The sequence below is a fragment of the Desulforamulus reducens MI-1 genome, assembly GCF_000016165.1.
Lineage (GTDB): Bacteria > Bacillota > Desulfotomaculia > Desulfotomaculales > Desulfotomaculaceae > Desulfotomaculum > Desulfotomaculum reducens.
Genome location: NC_009253.1, coordinates 1,468,614 through 1,484,658 on the forward strand (window position 1 = coordinate 1,468,614; position 16,045 = coordinate 1,484,658).

A 16,045-nucleotide genomic window follows, 5' to 3' on the forward strand; every position below is an offset into this window, starting at 1 on the left:
GTCCAAAAGTATAACGTTAAAATTTTTTCATAACTCTTACAAAAAGTTATCCTTTTAAGCAGGTTAGGGCGGATTACTGTCGAATTTGAAAGTTCATATAAACAAATGTCCCTTCTTAAAGAACAGATCAATTTTTGGTGGAGGTAGTTTATATGAACGAAAAGAATAAAGATATCCACCCAAGTCTTCAAAGTTTAATTCCTATAGCCCGGGGTATTAATCAGATGTTTGGGAAATACTGTGAAGTTGCAGTGCACGACCTTTGCAAACCTGAAACATCCTTAGTATTTTTGGCAGGTAATGTTACTAAACGTCATAAGGGTGCTCCTATTACCAACCTTGTGTTGGAAAGTATTCGTAATCATGGCGACAACTGTCTGGATTTAATAGGTTATAAAAATGTAACAAAGGATGGGCGTATACTAAAATCATCAACTATTTTTGCTAGGGATCAGAAGGGGAAAATTGTCGGTTGTCTCTGTATAAACTACGATATCACAGAACTAATCATCCACAAGAACCATCTCGAAGAGTTTATAGCCGTTGGGGAAAAGATTAATAATGGGGCAAGTAATGAATTCTTTGCTTCGGATATAACTGAAGTCCTCGAAGGAATGATTGATGCCGTTTTAACCAACCTCAATATTCCAGTGGCAATGATGCAAAAAGAGGATAAAATTCATGTTGTTCGTGAGTTGGACTTGAAGGGCGTCTTTATGATCAAAGGGGCAGTGGATAAAGTAGCTGCTGTGTTGGGGGTTTCTCGTTATACAATTTATAACTATCTGGAAGAAGATCGATCAAACCGAAGTAATAATGTAATCTAAAAATGGGCTCTGCATGAGTCCTGTTTTTTTGTGCCAGGAAGCAGCTAAGAAGAAGGGTTATAGAGAAAAATTGTCGAACAATATCATCTTAAAGAACTGGTGTGAGGAGTTTTTGTAAATGTCCAAAATAACCTTCGATGAAAACAATACTCTATTCGCTCTGGATATTGGAACTAGAACGGTGATTGGTTTAGTGGTTTCTGTGAATGAAGGAAACATCAAAATTTTAGCTCAGACAATGGTAGAACATCAAAGCCGGTCAATGCTGGATGGGCAGATTCACGATATTCCCCAAGTGGCAGAGGCAGTGCAAAGGGTCAAAGCAGATTTAGAAAAACAGGTAAAGTTCAAATTAAAAAAGGTTGCCCTTGCCGCTGCAGGAAGATCATTAAAAACCAGCCGTTATCGGGTGGATCAAGAATTGGTAGAGGATATTGAAATCGATCTGGTTATGATCAATACGCTTGAGCTTTTAGGAGTTCAGGGTGCACAGGAACAGCTGGAAAAAGAAGTAAAGCAGGAACAAGAAAAGTATTATTGTGTTGGTCACAGTGTCTTGGGGTATTATTTAAATGATTATGGCATTGCCAATCTGGAAGGACACCGTGGTAAAAAGATCGGGGCGGATATTTTAGCAACCTTTTTACCTTCATCTGTTGTTACCAGTCTTTATGCGGTACTGGCAAGGGTTAATCTTGAACCTTTGTACTTGACGCTGGAACCGATAGCTGCCAGCGAGGTGATTATACCAAAACAACTTAGACTCCTTAATTTGGCTCTGGTGGATGTAGGGGCAGGAACCTCCGACATCGCCATTTCCCAAAATGGTTCCATTACTGCCTATGGTATGGTACCTATGGCGGGAGATGAGATAACCGAGGTTCTTGTAGAATCTCTGATGGTAGATTTTATGACTGCAGAACAAATTAAACGTAGACTCTCCAAGGGTAAAGAAATCCACTATCAAGATATTCTCGGCATTGAGTATACTACCACTTGTGAAGAAATCAAAGAAATTATTGAACCAGTGGTGGAGAAACTGGCAGGGGAACTTAGCAGAAATATCCTGGAATTAAACAAAGGTATTCCCCCTAAGTCAGTAATGTGCGTGGGCGGGGGAGCCCAAGTACCATTTTTAATAGAAAAGATCGCATCAAAACTAAACTTGGTTAAACAAAGGGTGGTAATACGGAATCGTTCCAATATCACTGCCCTTGTGGATCTGAAGAAAAAAGAAATAGCAGGGCCCGAAGGTGTTACAGTGGTTGGTATAGCGGCCTCAGCAATTAAAAAATTGGATCAGAAGTTTATCACTGTTCATGTTAACGGGCAACCCTTTACTTTGTTTAATACCAGGCAACTTACTGTTTTGCAAGCCCTAGGATTATTAAATTTTAACCCCAGGGATTTATTGGCGAAGGATGGCAAAGATCTACAGTTTAGCATTAACGGTAAGACGAAAAACATATATGGTGAGTTTGGTAAACCGGCGGTTATTACTTTGAACGGACAACCTGCCAACTTGCAGACAGAGGTTAGGGATAATGATGTTATCCTGGTGGAAAAGGCCGTTCATGGTCGGGATGCCGTGATAACCATAGGGGCTCTTTTAGAGGAATATGAGGGTGTAATCGGGGTGAAGCTTAACGGAGAGCCAGTGGCCCCCCAACAGGTGATTTCACAGGGTGATAGGGTGGAAATAGAGTTTGCCCCGGAGGAAAAGACAACTAATTTAGAATTGGTTCCGGAGAATGTTCCGATAAAGGATGAAAAGAATTCTATAAAAGTAACCGTAAATGGTCAATGCATTGAAATGAAAGGAAAGAATGAGTATATTTTAATAGATATATTTAATTATTATGAAATTGATCGAACAAAAAGTAGTGGGTTAGTTGAAATAACGAGAAATGGGCAAGGAGCAGAATATACTGAGGTTTTACAAAATGGAGATATTATAGAAATTCGGTGTTAATACAAGCTGGAAATAACATAAAGGAAAATACACAATGACAAAAACCTATCCCGCCATGGCAGCTAGCCTTGTGGCGATTATTTTGGCTTATTTTTTAAACCTGATTCCATTGGTATCCGTCGTGGCTGGTGTGGTTTTTTACGGTGAAAGACTTAGTGTGTGGCAATCAGTGGGCTGTACTGCCATTATAGTGGGGGTTTGGGGTACCAACTACTTTTCCAGTAAAGGAACAACAAGGGAGGATACCGTTAATTAAAGAAAAAATGCCCGGGAAGCTAACCCGGGCCTGCCTTTAGGGTGGAGTAAGGTCCTTCTTCCAAGTTCTATTAACAACTACTTTACCCATTCCGTAAAGGCCCCCTGCTTTCATGCCGATTTCCAGGCCATCCTTAAGAATCTGTTGCCATTGGAAGGTGGTCCAAAAGGTTTGATAGTCCTTTACCTCGAGTAGTAGAATGGTACTTAAATTTAACAACATACCAATCAGAATAGCACAAAAGGGTGACCAGAACTTTGCTTCTTCCTCTGGAATTTGCTTATTCATTAAATAACGTTTGAAGGCTTCGGTTAAGAAAACTGTAAGAGTCATAACAATGGTTGTGATATCTATCATAGATTCAGCCAACTTACAAACCTCCTTCCTAGACATTGGTTTAGACTGGAATTGCTTTACTATATTCAAGACGCAGGCGAAGGGTGAGGAAATAAGGAGTATGAGAGACTTGAAGGTTATTATTGATGCAGATGCCTGTCCTAAGTCAGTGATGTCCATAACCCAAAGGGTGTGTCAGGTGCATGATATAGAACTTTGGACAGTAGCCAGCTTTAATCATCAGATCAATTCAGAACATCATATAACCGTAGGAAATGCCTCCCAGGAGGCAGATATTCAAATTCTTAATCTTACCCAAAAAAATGATATTGTGATAACACAGGACTGGGGCTTGGCATCCATTGTTTTGGCAAAGGGAGCCGGGGCCATATCACCCACAGGTCGAGTTTTTTCTGACAAAACTATCGATTTTTTATTGGAAGAACGTGAGATAAAAGCAAAATATCGCCGGGCTGGGGGTCGTACTAAGGGGCCCCAGAAACGTAGCAGTGAAGATGATATTCGGTTTGAAAGGCAGTTTAAAAGACTCATTGAAGAGATAGCAAAGGGGTTGTCCTAAGGTTAATAATTAGTGTTGTAATGAATTAAATGAAAGACTGTTTTTAACCGTTAAACATGTTAGTATTATTCTGAAAAGAATTAATTGATTGTGAATAGTTTCTGGTCGAAAGAATCAGGCAAAATGGATATTTTTATTTGAATACTGTCCAGAAGGGAAATTGTTTTTTTTGTCGAAATATTTAATTAAGAAGTTTTTGTCCGTACTTTGGTCTGACCAGCATACGGTAATACAAAAAGCTTGTATGAACAGTAACTAATCAATTAGAACATATGGAGGGGATATTTAAATGTCCAAGGCACAAGCCATCGAAGCATTGGTTAAGGCACTGGGAAAAGAGAATGTAATCACAGAGCATGAAGAATTAGTATGTTATTCCTTTGATGCCACAGCGGATATGCCTAGCCAGATGCCGGATGTGGTGGTTACTCCCACGAACACCCATGATGTGACTGAAATTCTTAAAGTAGCAAATCAATACAAGATACCTGTCTACCCCAGAGGTTCTGGGACCAACCTGTGCGGTGACACCATTCCCCTCAAGGGCGGCATTATTTTAAGAATGCAGAAAATGAATAAAATTATAGAAGTTGATGCTGATAATCTGGTGGCAGTTGTACAGCCCGGTGTTATTATTAATGATCTGAATGTTGCTGTGGCTCCCTTTGGTCTAATTTATCCTCCAGATCCCGGTACCGTTGCCACTGCAACCATGGGTGGCAGTGTTTCTGAGTGCTCCGGCGGTCTTAGGGGTCTTAAGTACGGCGTTACTAAGCATTATGTAATGGGTTTGGAAGTTGTTATGATTGATGGCACCGTCGCCCGTTTTGGTGGAAAAACCGTTAAGAACGTGACTGCCTATGATATGGTGAAACTGTTTACCGGAGCAGAGGGAACCCTAGGTGTTATTACTGAAATTACAGTAAAACTGATTCCTGCACCAGAAACAAAAAAATCCATGCTGGCATACTTTGATAAACTAGAGGATGCAGGTAACACTGTAACAGAAATTGTACGTAGCAAGGTTATCCCTGCTACTATGGAAATAATGGATCAAGTTACAATTCGTACTGTAGAAAACTTTTCCAAAGTAGGTTTGCCTACAGATTGTGAAGCCCTCTTGTTGATTGAAGTTGATGGTATTCCTGAGGTTGTTGAACGTGAAGCGGCAACGGTTGTAAAAGTAGTAGGGAATAACAATGGTAAAATTAAAGTTGCAAAGGATGATGTAGAACGTGATGGCCTCTGGGCTGCTCGCCGTGCTGCATTGCCTGCCCTGGCCCAGATGAAACCCACAACCGTTCTAGAAGATGCTACCGTACCACGTAGTAAATTGACTGAAATGCTGGTTGCACTGCAGAACATCGCTAAGAAATACAACCTTCATATTGGTACCTTTGGCCATGCCGGTGATGGTAATCTGCACCCTACCATTTTAACCGATGAACGTGATGCCGAAGAAATGAAGAGAGTACATCAGGCTGTTGACGAAATCTTTAAAGTGGCCCTTGAACTTGGAGGCACCATCAGCGGAGAGCATGGAATTGGTATGGCGAAAGCCAAATACCTGCCTTTAGAATTTGGGGAACAGGGTGTAGAGGTTATGCGCAAAGTGAAAAGAGCACTGGATCCTGAAAACTTATTAAACCCTGGAAAAATGATGGGCTAAGGGAGGGCAGTCAATGGCTATCTACGACAACATCAAGGGAATTGAAGAAGAAATTATTAAATGCATGAAATGTGGAAACTGCCAGGCCGTTTGCCCTGTCTACAAGGAAACCCTAGCTGAATCTGGCGTAGCCAGAGGGAAAATCCAACTGGCCGCCAAAATTCTTAAGGGGGAAGCTAAGTATACCCCAGAGCTATATAAAAAATTTGATCTTTGTTTACAATGTCAGGCCTGCAGTGCTAACTGTCCCTGTGGAGTTAAGGCCCACAAGATTATTATGGCAGCCAGGGCTGAATTGACCAGACAAAATGCCCTGCCCTTTGCTAAAAAGGCTGCATTTAATGTATTAAGAAAACCTGCCTTATTTGATTTCGGTCTTCGATTGGGCAGTACTTTTCAGGGATTGGCTTTCCGTAAAAATGCCACTGGCATGAGTCCAAGGTTTCCAATAGGATTAGAAATGCGCCGGGTAATTCCATCTCTGGCCAATAAACCACTGCGTTCTGAACTGCCAGAAACAAATAAAGCATCGAAATCCCGTAAGAAGGTTGCTTTCTTTACCGGCTGTGTAACCAACTATATCTATACCAATGTTGGTAAAGCCGTTGTGGAAGTATTAAACCATAACGGTGTGGATGTTATTATTCCTAAAGAACAGCACTGCTGTGGTGCTCCGGCAACCATCAATGGAGATATAGAAACTGGTAAAGCAATGGCTAAATCCCATGTTGATATCTTTAGTAAATTAGATGTGGATGCCATTATTACTGTTTGTGGTACCTGCGGTGGAACCTTTGAGCAAAAATATGTTGAGCTGCTGGCCGATGATCCTGTGTATGCAGAAAAGGCCAAGGCAGTGGCTAAAAAAATTCGTGATATATCTGAATATCTGGTTGATGACTTAAAGGTAGATTTTAGCAAGTTAGGTAAGGTAAATATGACCTTTACCTATCATGAGCCCTGTCATATTGGAAGGGGAATGGGCCTAACCCGTCAACCTTTGGAAATGTTGACAAAGATTCCGGGAATTTCCTATAAGGCTATGAAGCAACCTAATCGCTGCTGTGGTGGAGCAGGTTCTTTCAGCTTGACAAACTATCCTGTATCCTATCAAATCCTAAAGAAAAAGCTGGATGATATTCAGGGGACTGATTCCACTGTGGTTGTTACTGGATGTGGGTCCTGCCGGATGCAAATTGAGGATGGTTTATCCCAAGAAAAGATGCCTCATCATGTTATGCACGTTATTGAAGTAGTACAAAGGGCTTACCAAAGTAAAAAATAGACGTTAAAACACCTCTACCTTTGGTAGAGGTGTTTTAACTCTTAAGAAGAGGATTAATCATAAGAAAATCAAAGAAAACGAAAGCTATCTTGAGTATAAATATTATTTTTATAAAAATTAAAAATAATATTGACTTATACCAAGAAAAAACGTAAAATTTTATCGTTCTGCGTTATTTTTAGTCCTTCATTTTGTATGGAGAAAAGACGGTAAAAAGGCAGAAGGTCCGTCCTACGATGGGCAAAAATTCGGGGGTGTTATATATAAACACGCATGCCTGGCAAAACTGTCAGGTCTTGGAAGGAGAAATGAAAGATGTCAGTAAAAGAGGAACTAAAGCCTGGAGGGGGAAGCAGCGGAGAGGGATTGCAAAGGGGTCTTAAGTCAAGACACTTGCAATTGATCGCTCTGGGAGGCATTATTGGCAGTGGCTATTTTCTTGGTACCGGTTATGTAATTGACTCAGCCGGACCGTCAGCATTTCTGGCCTATTTGTTAGGAGGACTGATCGTTCTCTGTGTTATGCTCTGTATGGGCGAACTGGCGGTGGCGATACCCATTTCCAGTTCCTTTGTAACCTATGCAAATGACTTTATCTCGCCATCCTGGGCCTGTGGTGTGGGATGGTCCTATTGGCTAACTTGGATCTTTTACGTACCGGCGGAGATGATAGCGGCCGGAATTATCATGAATAACTTTTTCCCGGCCATTGATACTATTTATTGGGCTGTGGGTTTTGGACTTATTATTACGTATATTAATTTATCTTACGTAGGTACCTTTGGTGAGTTGGAATTTTGGCTAGCCATTGTTAAAATTTTGGCCATTATCATGTTTATTGTCTTAGGCACACTAATTTTCTTAGGAGTAATAGGTAGCGAAGGGTTTAAAGGTACCTCTGTTCTACTGGGTGATGGTGGGTTTATTCCTAAGGGATCCTGGGCAATTCTTTTGACGATGGTCATAATTTTGGTTAATTTTCAAGGTTCCGAGATCATTGGTCTGGCCGCTGGAGAAAGTAAAGAACCGGAGAAAACCATACCCATTGCCATTAAAAGTGTTACTTGGCGTATCATTGCTCTCTATATTATTCCCCTATTCTTACTGGTGAGTATCTTCCCCTGGAAAGAGGCTGGCCTGCAAGAAAGTGCCTTTGCTGCGGCACTTAATTCCTATGGATTCACGTGGGCTGGTGGGCTGTTCTCCTTCGTTGTACTGACAGCAGCCATATCCTGTTCAAATTCTGGCCTTTATGGTTGCACCAGGGCATTATATGCACTGGCTCGAGAGGGTATGGCACCAGAATTTTTGGGGCGTGTAAATAAAAATGGAGTACCCCAAAATGCGACCCTGCTCTCCATTGCCGGGTGCTGGATCTGTGTTTTAGCCTATACCTTTGATACCAGCGAAACTGTGTTCACTTATTTGCTGGCTTTGTCAGGTTTTTCTGGGGCCATTGCCTGGATTTCTATTTGCTGGTCTCAGCTAAATTTCCGACGCAAATTGGAAAGGGAAGGTTTTGATATAAACTCCCTAAAATACCGGACACCATTTTTCCCTTATCTAACCCACTTTGCCATTTGGGTTCAAGTGGCCTGTTTGGGTATTATTGCCTTTAATGAAGATCTTAGAGTATCTTTGTACATTGGTTTACCACTCTTATTATTACCAATTATTTGGTATAAAATTTGGGGTTACAAGCTGAAACCACATGAAATCAGAGTTAAATTTGAGGATGTTTTTGTAAAATAACTATAAAGAAAACTTAACTTACGCCATACTCTATAGGGCACGAGAGCCTATAGGCGACGGCGTAAGCCTTAGTTGTCCTTATGCAAATCGGAAAGTTTTATACTTTCTGATTTGCAAAAAAAGCAGTTGCTTAAAGCACCTGCTTTTTTTGTTACATATTCCCATAGGGAAGTTATTTTAAGAATTCTATATGTATTCTTATTATAAAGAATATCCTTAGGGCAATTGCGAAAATAATTAGTATTTGTTGAGTTGCTACATAAATATAAAAATATTACTATTAGGGAGCGTAATGATTCGAGAAAGCAACAAGAGAGGAGAAAATAATGAAAAAACTATTAACAGTGTTCACAGGACTTACAATGGGAGCCGTTGCTTTTATGCTTGCAATGACTTTACCAGGTGCCGGAACTGCAGAAGCTTACACTTCCTATAACTATACCAGCAAGAGCAACTATACCACCTATAACAACTACAGTGGTTATAATTACAGCAAATATCAGAGACCTTCTTATGCAACACCTGCACCCGTTCAGCAGACCCCTGTGAATCAGCCTAATACCACACCCAGCACTCAACCAACCAATCAGCCGATGAATGTCAGTGTTGCGGACGAGCAAGCTATGTTAAACCTGATTAACAAGGAACGTGCTGCGGCAGGTCTTAAGCCCCTGGCTTACGATGCTAAACTGACGGAACTGGCACGGATGAAGGCCCAGGATATGATTACCAATAATTACTTTAGCCACACATCCCCTACCTACGGTTCCCCCTTTGATATGATGAAAAAATTTGGCGTTGTATACCACTACGCGGGGGAAAACTTAGCAGGGGCAGCGGATGTTAATACAGCCCATGTTAACTTAATGAATTCCCCGGGACACAAAGCCAATATCCTAAAACCTGAATATACAAAGGTGGGAATTGGGGTTGTGAAAGGCGGACGTTATAGCAAGATTTTTGTACAATTATTTAATGGTTAGTAAAAGAAAGGCGCCCTTGAGAAAACTCAGGGGCGCTTACCTATTTTACCCTTCCACAAGCCCTCATTCCTAAGGTTACAATTTATATTAATCTTAAATACTCCTCGGCTATAGCATGGCAGGAACCAGAATTTTGATTTAATCGTCTAACTATATAGAAGTAGTTTTATAATATGCTAGGGGGGATTTGCTTGAGAGTAAAATCCATGGTTAATTTTCAAGGGTTGTTTTATTAGTTTTCCATAATAACATTGTTAAGTGGTTTTACACCACCTGGGAGAAGGGTTCCTTTTCATATCCTCGTAAAACACTACTTAAGAATTCCCTCGTTCTTGGATGACGCGGTTTAGAAAAAATCTGCTCAGGATTGCCCATTTCAACAATTTTTCCCTCATCCATAAAGATAACACGATCTGCCACTTCGCGGGCAAAGGCCATTTCGTGAGTAACGATAATCATGGTCATACCTTCAGTTGCCAAATTTTTAATGACGGAGAGAACTTCACCAACCAACTCTGGGTCCAGAGCACTGGTAGGCTCATCAAAAAGCATCAGTTTTGGTTGCATGGCCAAAGCCCGGGCTATGGCAACCCGTTGCTGTTGACCGCCGGAAAGTTGGCTAGGGAAGTTTTCTGCCTTATTAGCCAAGCCTACTTTACCCAAAAGTTCAAGGGCTAAGTCACGGGCATCGGGTTTAGTTTTGCCCAGAACCGTTAAAGGACCTTCCATAACATTATTTAGCGCTGTCATATGGGGGAACAGGTTAAATCTTTGGAAGACCATGCCCATTTGGCTGCGTAGTTGGCATAATTCTTTACCCTTAATCGGTATTTTTTTACCATCAGGGGTTTGTTTAAAACCAACAGGTTTATCCTCGAAGAAAATATTGCCACTGTTAATGGATTCAAGGTGGTTTAGGCAACGGAGAAAGGTACTTTTACCAGAACCACTGGGACCAATGATGACCACCACTTCACCTTGTTTTACTTCCAGGTCGAGTCCCCTTAGCACTTTTAGTTTACCAAAGTCTTTGGTAATATTTTGAACCTTAATCATCTGTACCCCTCCTAATCACCTTCGGAGACCGCTAATTTTTTTTCCAAGCGGTTTACCACCATTGTAAAGAAAGTTGTCATTATCAGATAAAGGAGTCCTGCAACAACATAAATCTCAATGGGACGAAAAGTAGCGTTTTGCAACAGGTTAGCTGCCCTTAATAGTTCAGTCATACAAATAACAGAGACCAGTGCACTGTCTTTCATTAATGTAATAAATTCGTTACCCATTGGAGGAAGCAGGCGTTTATATGCTTGGGGAAGAATAACCCGGCGCATGGCCTGGGGGTAAGTCATACCCATGGAAAGTGCTGCTTCCATCTGACCTTTATCAATGGACTGAATACCGGCCCGCATAATTTCTGCAATATAGGCACCGCCGCACACAGACATACCAATGACAGCCACGGTAAATTCATTCAGAGTAAGTCCCATAAAGGGTAGGCCATAATATAAAAACATTAGTTGAAGAAGAAGGGGGACACCACGGATAACCCAGGTGTAGAGTCCCCCAAACCAACGTAATATTTTAAAGCTGGAAATTTTAGCTAGGGCGACAAGCAAACCAATTAAGGTCCCAAAGGTAATGGCAAAAAAAGTTAACTTAATTGTCATGACAGCTCCCAATAATAAATTGGGTAGAATTTTTATGATAAAATTTATGTCCAATGGGCCTACGTGCATGTTGTCACCAACCTAACCAGTTTTTTATTATTCTTACTTAACGGTAATATCTCTGTTAAACCACTTCATAGAAATTTTAGTTAAGGTTCCATCCTTTTTCATTTCGTTCAGTACGTTATCTATAGCTTCTTTTAACTCTGGATCGGATTTACGAAGACCAATTGCCAGAGGTTCGTCTGTGATTTTTTCTCCTACGATTTCGTAGGTATCAGCACGCTTGCTGATGTAGTGACTGGCGGTGATGCGGTCACAGACAACCACGGGAATACGACCGATTTGCAGATCGGTAAAGGCTTCGGGATAGGTTTTATATAGTTTAACTTCTTTAATCCCTTCAACTTTCTTAACAGCTTCTTCACCGGAACTACCAGCCTGGGTTCCTACTACCTTACCCTTTAAATCTGCTGCTGTATTAAAACCAGTGGTACCTTTCTTAACTACCATAATCTGGCCATCCCCAACATAGGGAACAGAGAAATTAATGGACTTTTTACGTTCTTCGGTAACAGTCATACCGGATAAAATTATGTCAAAACGCTTAGAGTCTAAAGCCATAATGATACCGTCCCACTGGGTGGGCTGCCACTGAATTTTAACACCCAAACGTTTAGCCATTTCTTCGCCCATGTCAATATCAAAACCAACCAATTTATTGCTTTCGTCACGGTAGCCCATAGGTGCGAAGGTGTCATCCAAACCAGCAACAATTACACCTTTTTCTTTGATTTGATCCAAGGTATTTTTCTCAGTCTGCTTTGCGGGTTCTTGATTAGCGGCTTGTTTTTCTTTTTCTCCGCCGCCACATCCCATAGTCACCAGAGCTAAGGTAAGAACCAAAACCAAAAACCACAAACCTCTCTTTTTCACGTGACTTCCCCTCCCGTTATGTATTAAATATCTACTACTTTGATATTTTAACTAACTAAAGTGCAAAGGTCAATAGATATGATATAAATAAATATATAAGTGCAATGAACTCCCATATTTTGTTTGAATGCAAAGGAAAGAGCTTGTTTTTATTTTCCTTTTAACATATTCTTAATAAAATTAACTGTTGTTGTTCTAGTACTGGGAGGTGATGTAAGTGCAATGGCAGTATGCACTGTTTAATATGATTGGCGGAGTGGGCTTATTGTTATATGGTATGTCATTGATGAAAGATAATTTACAAAAAGTGGCTGGCAAAAAGTTTCGTGAGGTTTTAATATTACTTACCAAGAACAGGTTGGTGGGTCTGGGGTTAGGTACTCTGATGACACTTTTATTTCAAAGTAGTACAGCAACCACTGTGTTGTTAATTGGCTTAACCAGTGCGTCCATAATAACCCTACGTCAAACCCTGGCCGTCCTGCTGGGTGCAGATATAGGCAGTACCATAACAGCACAACTAATTGCTCTTAAGGCAACTGAAATCTCATTACCCATTATCTTTGTAGGATCGTTTATTTTTTTATTCTCAAAAAGTAATCGAAAAAAACGGTTTTCTTTAGCTTTAATTGGTTTTGGAATTTTGTTTTTAGGGTTAAAAATGATGGCAGACACCATGTATCCGCTAAAAAATGACCCTTCTTTTGGGAAAATTCTTATGCAAATCAGTAGCAACCCATTTCTAGATATTATTGTAGCTGCTCTGTTTACTTTTTTAATCTCCAGCAGCGCAGCCACCATTGGGATTATTATGCTGCTGACTATGCAGCACATGATTGAACTAAAACCAGCTATTTATATGCTTTTGGGAGCTAACATTGGCACGACATTTACACCGATGCTGTCCAGTATTGGGTCATCCCGAGAATCACAAAGGGTTGCTGTGGCACATTTTTTATTTAAAGTATTAGGAGTATTGTTGGCGTTTCCGCTAGTTGATTATATCATTGAATTGATGAAACTAGTGACAAATTCCCCTGGTTTTCAGGTGGCCAACACCCATACTTTCCTTAATATCATCATGGCCTTTTTGTTTTTACCCTTTATTCAATATATCGCTCGACTCTTAGAAATTATTGTTCCTGAGAAAAAGAATGTTGCCAATGAAATAAAACCTAAATATTTAGATGAAAATCTACTGGCCAGCCCGGTTGTAGCCATTGGTATGGCAACTAAGGAAATTATTAATATTTCGGACTATATTGCAGAGATGGTAAAATCGGTATCAACTTTGTTTGATCGTTATAACCAGGATATGGCTGATAAAATTCTGGAAAAGGAAGATAAAGTGGATTTGTTATCCATTGCTACCACTCAGTACCTCACGGCGCTGTTGAGACAACCTTTAACAAAGGAGGAGTTCAAGCGGGCGATGGAGTTGCTAAACATCGTCAGGGAATATGAATTTATTGGGGATGTAATAGAAAGAAATATTATTACGAAGGCAGAGAACATGAATAATCGTAACCTGGAATTTTCATTGAGTGGTGCGAAGGAAATACAGTCCTTGAGTGAAAGGGTGGTTCATCTTTTACAGCTTGTGAATACGGCCTTTGCCACAAATAATGATGGTTTGGCAGAACAGGCAAAGTTATTTTATGAGGAAATTGTTGACTTGCAGTTTCGCTTGCAGATGAGTCATCTAATAAGGATGAAGGAAGGATCCCGTGAAACAGAAAGAACTAGTTTTTCTCATATGGAATTAATAAACTGTTATATACGAATGAGTGAACATCTTAAAAATATTGCCATGCTAATGAGTTTGAGTAATGATGTGCCCTGTACTTGGCAGGACGGGATGATGCAGCTAAATACTAATTCTCAATAATAATTCAGTCAGCAGATCCGCTAAAATATTTGCCGGGTCTATTTTTTTGTACTGCCTAAAGCCACCCTATAACAAAGAGGGCTAATACAGATAAATTCCCCGGCAGAACCGGGGAATTTATGTTAACCAATTAAAATATTTTTAACAGAGTTACCGATTTCATCCTTGTTGGTCAACCTTTGGTGTAGGACCGGGCGCTTATCCAAATTCCGTAGACCTACAGGTATGGACCAGTTGGTAAAGGAAGCTAAGTCATTCAATAATGCAAACTCACTTTTGCCAGACACTGCTTTTTCACCAAGAATAGCCTTTGTTACGCTACCGTTAAACTTAAAAGGGCTAGCCGTGGAAGCCACCACAGAATAGGTATTATCCCCTGTGGCAGCTCGATATTTTTCTAGAACATTCATGGCAACTGCTGTATGGGTGTCCATTAAATAATTATGGTCTAACCAAACTTTGTGAATGGTGTCTAATGTTTCTTCATCGGTGGCATAGTCAGACCAGAAATGTTGTTGGATTAGGTCCAGCAAATCAGAGTCAACCCTATAGATGCCGGTACTCTTCAATTGCGTCATCCATTCATTGATTTTATCAGACTGTTTGCCGGTTAATTCGTACAGCAGTCGTTCCAGATTACTGGAGATTAAAATATCCATAGAAGGTGAGTTGGTTTTGAAAAATTCTCGTTTGCGGTTATAGGTACCTGTTCGGATAAAATCTGTTAGTACGTTATTGGTATTTGATGCACAAATCAAGCGATTTACTGGTAGGCCCATACTTTTAGCATAATAGCCTGCCAGGATGTTGCCAAAGTTTCCTGTAGGCACCACAAAGTTGATGGACTCACCATTTTTAACAGTACCATTTTTTACAATATCCGCATAGGCGGAGAAGTAGTAAACAATCTGAGGGACCAGACGACCCCAGTTTATGGAGTTGGCCGAAGATAAACGGAAACCCTTGTTAGCCAGTAAAGCTGCAAATTCCTGGTCGCTAAATACCTTCTTAACCCCGGTTTGGGCATCATCAAAATTACCCTTAACCCCAACTACATACACATTTTTACCTTCCTGAGTTAGCATCTGCAGCCTTTGTACTTCACTAACTCCTTGTTGTGGGAAAAATACTATAATGCTTGTACCAGGAACATTTGCAAAACCTTCCAAAGCTGCTTTACCTGTGTCCCCGGAGGTGGCTACAAGTATAACAATTTCAGATGCTTCACCGGTCTTTGTAAGGGATCTCACTAAAAATTGGGGCAGAATTTGCAAGGCCATGTCTTTAAAGGCACAGGTGGGACCGTGCCAGAGTTCCAAAATCGCTGTGTTGTCAGTAAGTGGTTTAACAGGGGCAACATCCGGTGAGGAAAAATTACTATTGCCATAGGCTGCATCAACACACTGAATTAATTCGTCGTCACTAAAGTCTGTCAGAAAATGTTTTAATACGAAGGTAGCCCTTTCAGGATAGGATAAAGAACTTAGGGCTTCAATTTTACTTAGATCTATTGATACCTTCTCAGTTGGTACATATAATCCCCCGTCAGGGGCTATACCTTTTGTTATTGCTTCAGCGGATGAAACAACAGGAGAGTGACCTCGTGTGCTTTCGTATCTCATACATTTGCCTCCTACTAGGATACATGACTAACTATAACATACATTAAACAATAAAATTCCGGTCAAGTAAAGACGGGTATTGGAAAAGTTACGTTAAGGTAAATATTTTTTTCGTAATTAGGAACAATAATAAAAATAATAATTGCAAACAGAGGGGCAATTTTTTAGAGCAAATGGGTTTTTTGGGATGCTTTATAAGCTTATCAAGTTTGAACAAAAATATTATTTTTACAGGATCTATTTTCGGAGAAATTTCGTCAATAAATTAG

At 40.4% G+C, this 16,045-nt stretch carries 14 protein-coding genes; 9 read left to right on the top strand and 5 right to left on the bottom strand.

Annotated features, from left to right (window positions below):
* Positions 1–152 precede the first annotated feature (152 nt).
* The 3 genes from DRED_RS07400 to DRED_RS07410 all read left to right on the top strand — a co-directional run bounded on the left by DRED_RS07400 (position 153) and on the right by DRED_RS07410 (position 3,055).
* On the top strand, positions 153–827 hold the full coding sequence (locus DRED_RS07400) for a helix-turn-helix transcriptional regulator (protein ID WP_011877718.1): 675 nt from the start codon (positions 153–155) through the stop codon (positions 825–827).
* A gap of 118 nt (positions 828–945) precedes the next feature.
* Complete coding sequence (locus tag DRED_RS07405; protein WP_011877719.1) at positions 946–2,799, top strand: cell division protein FtsA; 1,854 nt, start codon at positions 946–948, stop codon at positions 2,797–2,799.
* Between the two features lie 34 nt (positions 2,800–2,833).
* A complete protein-coding gene (locus tag DRED_RS07410; protein WP_041274531.1) occupies positions 2,834–3,055 on the top strand; it encodes an EamA family transporter in 222 nt (73 codons plus the stop codon).
* Positions 3,056–3,091: 36 nt separating this feature from the next.
* Here the strand turns inward: DRED_RS07410 and DRED_RS07415 are convergent, their stop codons facing one another.
* Positions 3,092–3,424, bottom strand: a complete 333-nt coding sequence (locus tag DRED_RS07415) for a hypothetical protein (RefSeq protein WP_011877720.1) — start codon at positions 3,422–3,424, stop codon at positions 3,092–3,094.
* An 88-nt stretch (positions 3,425–3,512) separates the two neighbouring features.
* Here DRED_RS07415 and DRED_RS07420 point away from each other — a divergent pair, with 88 nt between their 5' ends.
* The 5 genes from DRED_RS07420 (at position 3,513) to DRED_RS19030 (ending at position 9,660) form a co-directional block, all read left to right on the top strand.
* A complete protein-coding gene (locus DRED_RS07420) occupies positions 3,513–3,971 on the top strand; it encodes a YaiI/YqxD family protein (RefSeq protein ID WP_011877721.1) in 459 nt (152 codons plus the stop codon).
* A gap of 289 nt (positions 3,972–4,260) precedes the next feature.
* Positions 4,261–5,640: an FAD-binding oxidoreductase gene (locus tag DRED_RS07425; protein WP_041274532.1), complete on the top strand. Its 1,380-nt coding sequence runs from the start codon at positions 4,261–4,263 to the stop codon at positions 5,638–5,640.
* A 13-nt stretch (positions 5,641–5,653) separates the two neighbouring features.
* Positions 5,654–6,925, top strand: coding sequence for a (Fe-S)-binding protein (locus tag DRED_RS07430; RefSeq protein ID WP_011877722.1), 1,272 nt, complete (start codon positions 5,654–5,656; stop codon positions 6,923–6,925).
* A 315-nt stretch (positions 6,926–7,240) separates the two neighbouring features.
* A complete protein-coding gene (locus tag DRED_RS07435) occupies positions 7,241–8,677 on the top strand; it encodes an amino acid permease (protein WP_011877723.1) in 1,437 nt (478 codons plus the stop codon).
* Between the two features lie 326 nt (positions 8,678–9,003).
* The gene (locus tag DRED_RS19030; protein WP_198006937.1) at positions 9,004–9,660 is read left to right on the top strand and encodes a CAP domain-containing protein; all 657 of its coding nucleotides are present in this window, start codon (positions 9,004–9,006) and stop codon (positions 9,658–9,660) included.
* Positions 9,661–9,924: 264 nt separating this feature from the next.
* Here DRED_RS19030 and ehuA read toward each other — a convergent pair whose 3' ends face one another.
* The 3 genes from ehuA to DRED_RS07455 are packed head-to-tail and all read right to left on the bottom strand — an operon-like array spanning position 9,925 to position 12,266.
* Positions 9,925–10,716 carry an ectoine/hydroxyectoine ABC transporter ATP-binding protein EhuA gene (gene ehuA, locus DRED_RS07445; RefSeq protein ID WP_011877725.1) on the bottom strand — a complete coding sequence of 264 codons (792 nt, stop codon included), beginning with the start codon at positions 10,714–10,716 and terminating at the stop codon, positions 9,925–9,927.
* A gap of 11 nt (positions 10,717–10,727) precedes the next feature.
* Positions 10,728–11,399 (bottom strand): amino acid ABC transporter permease, encoded by a 672-nt coding sequence (locus tag DRED_RS07450; RefSeq protein WP_011877726.1) that lies wholly within the window; start codon positions 11,397–11,399, stop codon positions 10,728–10,730.
* Between the two features lie 33 nt (positions 11,400–11,432).
* The gene (locus DRED_RS07455; RefSeq protein WP_011877727.1) at positions 11,433–12,266 is read right to left on the bottom strand and encodes an amino acid ABC transporter substrate-binding protein; all 834 of its coding nucleotides are present in this window, start codon (positions 12,264–12,266) and stop codon (positions 11,433–11,435) included.
* Positions 12,267–12,483: 217 nt separating this feature from the next.
* Here DRED_RS07455 and DRED_RS07460 point away from each other — a divergent pair, with 217 nt between their 5' ends.
* Positions 12,484–14,154, top strand: coding sequence for a Na/Pi cotransporter family protein (locus DRED_RS07460; RefSeq protein WP_011877728.1), 1,671 nt, complete (start codon positions 12,484–12,486; stop codon positions 14,152–14,154).
* Between the two features lie 122 nt (positions 14,155–14,276).
* Here the strand turns inward: DRED_RS07460 and thrC are convergent, their stop codons facing one another.
* On the bottom strand, positions 14,277–15,776 hold the full coding sequence (gene thrC, locus DRED_RS07465) for a threonine synthase (RefSeq protein ID WP_011877729.1): 1,500 nt from the start codon (positions 15,774–15,776) through the stop codon (positions 14,277–14,279).
* Between the last annotated feature and the right edge of the window lie 269 nt (positions 15,777–16,045).